This window comes from Oleiphilus sp. HI0123, assembly GCF_001635315.1.
The window spans coordinates 1-934 of the sequence record NZ_LWGE01001749.1; the positions used below are offsets into that span (position 1 = coordinate 1).

Sequence of the window (934 nt, forward strand, 5' to 3'; positions counted from 1 at the left end):
GTTGATGCTTTGCTAATCGATGATATTCAATTCTTTGCACGTAAAGAGCGTTCGCAAGAAGAGTTTTTCCATACTTTTAATGCCTTATTAGAAGGCGGTCAGCAAATGATATTGACCTGCGATCGCTACCCTAAAGAAATTGATAATATGGAAGAACGTTTGAAGTCTCGTTTTGGCTGGGGACTTACCGTTATGGTTGAGCCGCCTGAACTAGAAACCCGTGTTGCAATTTTGATGAAAAAAGCAGAGCAGACTAAGGTTAATCTTAGTAGTGAATCGGCTTTCTTTATTGCTCAAAAGATTCGCTCCAACGTTCGTGAGCTAGAAGGGGCTTTAAAACTAGTTGCTGCCAATGCTCATTTTACAGGCGAAGAGATTACTCCGGTTTTTATTCGTGAATGTCTAAAAGACTTGCTTGCTCTACATGACAAGCAAGTTAGTATAGAAAACATACAGCGAACTGTTGCTGAGTACTATAAAATAAAGGTAGCAGATTTGTTATCGAAGCGGCGTACCCGTTCAGTTACCAGACCCAGACAGATGGCTATGGCGCTTGCAAAAGAACTAACCAATCACAGCCTGCCTGAAATAGGCGATGCTTTCGGTGGCAGGGATCATACGACTGTTTTACATGCTTGTAAGAAGGTTGTTGAATTGAAGGATAATGACCCAGGTATTCGAGAAGACCACCATAACTTTATGAGAATTTTAACGACTTAAATAAGCGTTGGGTTCTCTTTAATTACTCATATACATGATAAATTACTAACAATACTCTAGATCTAAAAGAGCAGATAAAAAATGAAATTAACTATTACTCGTGAAGAAATCCTAAGTCCTCTTCAAATTATTTCGGGTGTTGTTGAGCGAAAGCAAACCATGCCTGTGCTTTCGAATATTTTGCTTGAAGCAGAACCAGGTAAAGTAGAATTAA

At 39.1% G+C, this 934-nt stretch carries 1 protein-coding gene and 1 pseudogene; both read left to right on the forward strand.

Going from position 1 to position 934, the window contains the following annotated elements:
* Positions 1 to 720, forward strand: a 720-nt coding sequence (dnaA, locus tag A3761_RS23635; protein WP_068751026.1) for a chromosomal replication initiator protein DnaA, incomplete at its 5' end; no start/stop codon positions are given.
* An 81-nt stretch (positions 721 to 801) separates the two neighbouring features.
* A pseudogene (locus A3761_RS25965) lies at positions 802 to 934 on the forward strand (DNA polymerase III subunit beta); the annotation flags it as partial.